This is a genomic window from Trinickia mobilis (assembly GCF_017315705.1).
GTDB lineage: Bacteria > Pseudomonadota > Gammaproteobacteria > Burkholderiales > Burkholderiaceae > Trinickia_A > Trinickia_A mobilis.
The window spans coordinates 1-5,619 of the sequence record NZ_JAFLRF010000090.1 but is presented as its reverse complement, the minus strand read 5'-3'; the positions used below and the strand labels follow the sequence as shown (position 1 = coordinate 5,619).

At 54.2% G+C, this 5,619-nt stretch carries 2 tRNA genes and 3 rRNA genes; all 5 read right to left on the bottom strand.

What is annotated here, in order from left to right:
- Positions 1 to 47: 47 nt before the first annotated feature.
- Positions 48 to 161: ribosomal RNA gene (rrf, locus tag J3489_RS36850) — 5S ribosomal RNA — on the bottom strand.
- A gap of 179 nt (positions 162 to 340) precedes the next feature.
- Positions 341 to 3,221 (bottom strand): 23S ribosomal RNA (locus J3489_RS36845).
- Between the two features lie 308 nt (positions 3,222 to 3,529).
- Positions 3,530 to 3,605 (bottom strand) — tRNA-Ala (locus tag J3489_RS36840).
- Positions 3,606 to 3,664: 59 nt separating this feature from the next.
- Positions 3,665 to 3,741: transfer RNA gene (locus J3489_RS36835), tRNA-Ile, on the bottom strand.
- 67 nt (positions 3,742 to 3,808) lie between these two features.
- Positions 3,809 to 5,339 (bottom strand): 16S ribosomal RNA (locus J3489_RS36830).
- Together the 16S, 23S and 5S rRNA genes with 2 tRNA genes alongside form the textbook arrangement of a ribosomal RNA operon.
- Between the last annotated feature and the right edge of the window lie 280 nt (positions 5,340 to 5,619).

Sequence of the window (5,619 nt, the reverse complement as noted above, 5' to 3'; positions counted from 1 at the left end):
TGGGGCCAGAGTAAGCGCTGAAGCACAAACTCTGGCCGACATAAGGAGCCTGACGATTACCTACTTTCACACGGGCGATCCGCACTATCATCGGCGTGGAGTCGTTTCACGGTCCTGTTCGGGATGGGAAGGGGTGGTACCAACTCGCTATGGTCATCAGGCATGACTTGTTGCTGGGGCGCGCGCGTTTGGAGGTGGCGCGACCAGCCAATCTGGGAAGAAGTAGGGGGGTAAAGAGGGGTTGTGGTTGTGTGGCACGACGCGGGCTCAACCCGAGCTTTGCCTGGGTCCAGAGCAAGCGCTGAAGCGCTAACTCTGATCGACAAAACGCACTGGTTATAGGATCAAGCCGTACGGGCAATTAGTATCGGTTAGCTTAACGCATTACTGCGCTTCCACACCCGACCTATCAACGTCCTGGTCTCGAACGACCCTTCAAGGGGATCAAGTCCCCGGGGATATCTCATCTTAAGGCGAGTTTCCCGCTTAGATGCTTTCAGCGGTTATCTCTTCCGAACATAGCTACCCGGCGATGCCACTGGCGTGACAACCGGTACACCAGAGGTTCGTCCACTCCGGTCCTCTCGTACTAGGAGCAGCCCCCTTCAAATATCCAACGCCCACGGCAGATAGGGACCAAACTGTCTCACGACGTTTTAAACCCAGCTCACGTACCTCTTTAAATGGCGAACAGCCATACCCTTGGGACCGGCTACAGCCCCAGGATGAGATGAGCCGACATCGAGGTGCCAAACACCGCCGTCGATATGAACTCTTGGGCGGTATCAGCCTGTTATCCCCAGAGTACCTTTTATCCGTTGAGCGATGGCCCTTCCATACAGAACCACCGGATCACTATGACCTGCTTTCGCACCTGCTCGACTTGTCGGTCTCGCAGTTAAGCACGCTTATGCCATTGCACTATCAGCACGATTTCCGACCGTACCTAGCGTACCTTCGTACTCCTCCGTTACACTTTGGGAGGAGACCGCCCCAGTCAAACTGCCTACCATGCACTGTCCCCGACCCGGATCACGGGCCAAGGTTAGAACCTCAAACAAACCAGGGTGGTATTTCAAGGACGGCTCCACCGAAACTAGCGTTCCGGTTTCATAGCCTCCCACCTATCCTACACAGATCGGTTCAAAGTCCAATGCAAAGCTACAGTAAAGGTTCATGGGGTCTTTCCGTCTAGCCGCGGGGAGATTGCATCATCACAAACACTTCAACTTCGCTGAGTCTCGGGAGGAGACAGTGTGGCCATCGTTACGCCATTCGTGCAGGTCGGAACTTACCCGACAAGGAATTTCGCTACCTTAGGACCGTTATAGTTACGGCCGCCGTTTACCGGGACTTCAATCAAGAGCTTGCACCCCATCATTTAATCTTCCGGCACCGGGCAGGCGTCACACCCTATACGTCCACTTTCGTGTTTGCAGAGTGCTGTGTTTTTATTAAACAGTCGCAGCCACCAGTTTATTGCAACCCCTTCACCCTCCTGGCGCAGGCCAGTCAAGCTACAGGGGCGTACCTTATCCCGAAGTTACGGTACCAATTTGCCGAGTTCCTTCTCCCGAGTTCTCTCAAGCGCCTTAGAATACTCATCTCGCCCACCTGTGTCGGTTTGCGGTACGGTCACTGTTAAACTGAAGCTTAGAGGCTTTTCTTGGAACCACTTCCAATTGCTTCGCGGCCTAAGCCACTCGCGCCGCACCCTTGAATTACGCGCCCGGATTTGCCTAAGCGCCTTCTCCAATGCAGCGACCGGGACGTCCAACACCCGGACAACCTTCCGCGATCCGTCCCCCCATCGCATTTAACAATGGTGCAGGAATATTGACCTGCTTCCCATCAGCTACGCATTTCTGCCTCGCCTTAGGGGCCGACTCACCCTACGCCGATGAACGTTGCGTAGGAAACCTTGGGCTTACGGCGAGGGGGCCTTTCACCCCCTTTATCGCTACTCATGTCAGCATTCGCACTTCCGATACCTCCAGCACGCTTTTCAACGCACCTTCGCAGGCTTACGGAACGCTCTCCTACCATGCACATCACTGTGCATCCGCAGCTTCGGTATATGGCTTAGCCCCGTTACATCTTCCGCGCAGGACGACTCGATCAGTGAGCTATTACGCTTTCTTTAAAGGATGGCTGCTTCTAAGCCAACCTCCTGACTGTTTTAGCCTTCCCACTTCGTTTCCCACTTAGCCATATTTGGGGACCTTAGCTGGCGGTCTGGGTTGTTTCCCTCTTGACACCGGACGTTAGCACCCGATGTCTGTCTCCCGTGATTGCACTCTTCGGTATTCGGAGTTTGCTATGGCGAAGTAATCCGCAATGGACCCTTCAACCATGACAGTGCTCTACCCCCGAAGGTGATACACGAGGCACTACCTAAATAGTTTTCGGAGAGAACCAGCTATTTCCAAGTTTGTTTAGCCTTTCACCCCTATCCACAGCTCATCCCCTAACTTTTCAACGTTAGTGGGTTCGGTCCTCCAGTACGTGTTACCGCACCTTCAACCTGGCCATGGATAGATCACTTGGTTTCGGGTCTACGCCCAGCAACTGAACGCCCTATTCGGACTCGCTTTCGCTACGCCTGCCCTAATCGGTTAAGCTTGCTACTGAACGTAAGTCGCTGACCCATTATACAAAAGGTACGCCGTCACCCCTTGCGAGGCTCCGACTGTTTGTATGCATGCGGTTTCAGGATCTATTTCACTCCCCTCCCGGGGTTCTTTTCGCCTTTCCCTCACGGTACTGGTTCACTATCGGTCGATCACGAGTATTTAGCCTTGGAGGATGGTCCCCCCATCTTCAGACAGGATTTCACGTGTCCCGCCCTACTTGTCGTACCCCTAGTTCTTCCTCGCTGTTTTCGCCTACAGGGCTATCACCTGCTAGGGCCGCACTTTCCAGAGCGTTCGGCTAACAACAAAGATAAAAGGTACAAGGCTGATCCCATTTCGCTCGCCACTACTCTGGGAATCTCGGTTGATTTCTTTTCCTGCGGTTACTTAGATGTTTCAGTTCACCGCGTTCGCTTCGCTAGACCTATGGATTCAGTCTAGGATGACCCATACGGGCCGGGTTTCCCCATTCGGACATCTTCGGATCAATGCTCGTTTGCCAGCTCCCCGAAGCTTTTCGCAGGCTACCGCGTCCTTCATCGCCTGTGATCGCCAAGGCATCCACCACATGCACTTGTTCGCTTGACCCTATAACAAGTGCGTCTCCAAAGCTTCACGCTTCGTCTTCGCACCCGCCATAGGCTGAGTTTTCGCGTTGTGCCGTATTCCAAACCCGTCTTCACGACGGTCTTGAGATACTTCGATACAATCACAACCCAGATAGCGTCCACGCCCATCTCTAAGCGCTTTCGCTATCCATTACTACTTCTTCCAGATTGTTAAAGAACGACAGCCGATAAGCTTTCCAACTTACCGCTCTGACTGGCTCAATCGCCAATGCCAAAGGCTCGTTTATCCCTCGAATCGCTTCGAGTCAAACCCTTCGCATTGGATATTGGTGGAGGATGACGGGATCGAACCGACGACCCCCTGCTTGCAAAGCAGGTGCTCTCCCAGCTGAGCTAATCCCCCCGACCTGACACCCCAAGGCTGCCCACCTTCACTCAGCGCTTGCAGCCACCGCAGACAATTGGTGGGTCTGGTTGGATTCGAACCAACGACCCCCGCCTTATCAAGACGGTGCTCTAACCGACTGAGCTACAGACCCCTTAAGCCTGTCTTTATCTACAGCCGATAAGCGTGAGCGCTTAACTTGTGACGCACTTAAGCTCGAGAAAGGAGGTGATCCAGCCGCACCTTCCGATACGGCTACCTTGTTACGACTTCACCCCAGTCATGAATCCTACCGTGGTGACCGTCCTCCTTGCGGTTAGACTAGCCACTTCTGGTAAAACCCACTCCCATGGTGTGACGGGCGGTGTGTACAAGACCCGGGAACGTATTCACCGCGGCATGCTGATCCGCGATTACTAGCGATTCCAGCTTCATGCACTCGAGTTGCAGAGTGCAATCCGGACTACGATCGGTTTTCTGGGATTGGCTCCACCTCGCGGCTTGGCAACCCTCTGTTCCGACCATTGTATGACGTGTGAAGCCCTACCCATAAGGGCCATGAGGACTTGACGTCATCCCCACCTTCCTCCGGTTTGTCACCGGCAGTCTCCTTAGAGTGCTCTTGCGTAGCAACTAAGGACAAGGGTTGCGCTCGTTGCGGGACTTAACCCAACATCTCACGACACGAGCTGACGACAGCCATGCAGCACCTGTGCGACGGCTCTCTTTCGAGCACCCCCAGCTCTCACCAGGGTTCCGTCCATGTCAAGGGTAGGTAAGGTTTTTCGCGTTGCATCGAATTAATCCACATCATCCACCGCTTGTGCGGGTCCCCGTCAATTCCTTTGAGTTTTAATCTTGCGACCGTACTCCCCAGGCGGTCAACTTCACGCGTTAGCTTCGTTACTAAGGAAATGAATCCCCAACAACTAGTTGACATCGTTTAGGGCGTGGACTACCAGGGTATCTAATCCTGTTTGCTCCCCACGCTTTCGTGCATGAGCGTCAGTGTTGGCCCAGGGGGCTGCCTTCGCCATCGGTATTCCTCCACATCTCTACGCATTTCACTGCTACACGTGGAATTCTACCCCCCTCTGCCACACTCTAGCCCGCCAGTCACCAATGCAGTTCCCAGGTTAAGCCCGGGGATTTCACATCGGTCTTAGCGAACCGCCTGCGCACGCTTTACGCCCAGTAATTCCGATTAACGCTCGCACCCTACGTATTACCGCGGCTGCTGGCACGTAGTTAGCCGGTGCTTATTCTTCCGGTACCGTCATCCCCACGAGGTATTAACCCACAGGATTTCTTTCCGGACAAAAGTGCTTTACAACCCGAAGGCCTTCTTCACACACGCGGCATTGCTGGATCAGGGTTGCCCCCATTGTCCAAAATTCCCCACTGCTGCCTCCCGTAGGAGTCTGGGCCGTGTCTCAGTCCCAGTGTGGCTGGTCGTCCTCTCAGACCAGCTACAGATCGTCGCCTTGGTAGGCCTTTACCCCACCAACTAGCTAATCTGCCATCGGCCGCCCCAATAGCGCGAGGTCCGAAGATCCCCCGCTTTCCTCTCTCGAGCGTATGCGGTATTAATCCGGCTTTCGCCGGGCTATCCCCCACTACTGGACACGTTCCGATGTATTACTCACCCGTTCGCCACTCGCCACCAGGGTTGCCCCCGTGCTGCCGTTCGACTTGCATGTGTAAGGCATGCCGCCAGCGTTCAATCTGAGCCAGGATCAAACTCTTCAGTTCAATGCCTGTTACTGTTTTCGGTTCTTCACGAACCGGTCGCTCACTCAACGTACTGACAGTTCACATCATCTCTCGATGACGAAAACCTTCCTCAATACTGTGTGAGACTTGATGCTTTCGCTCTCCGGCAGGCTCCGAAAAACCCGCCTCGCGTCGCCATCAAGCGCCCACACTTATCGGCTGTAAATTGTTAAAGATCGCCCCGCAACACCGCTCCAACTTCCGCGCCGTCTTGCGTCGCTGCACTCGCAGCAGAGAAACGAGATTATGCAGACTCTTT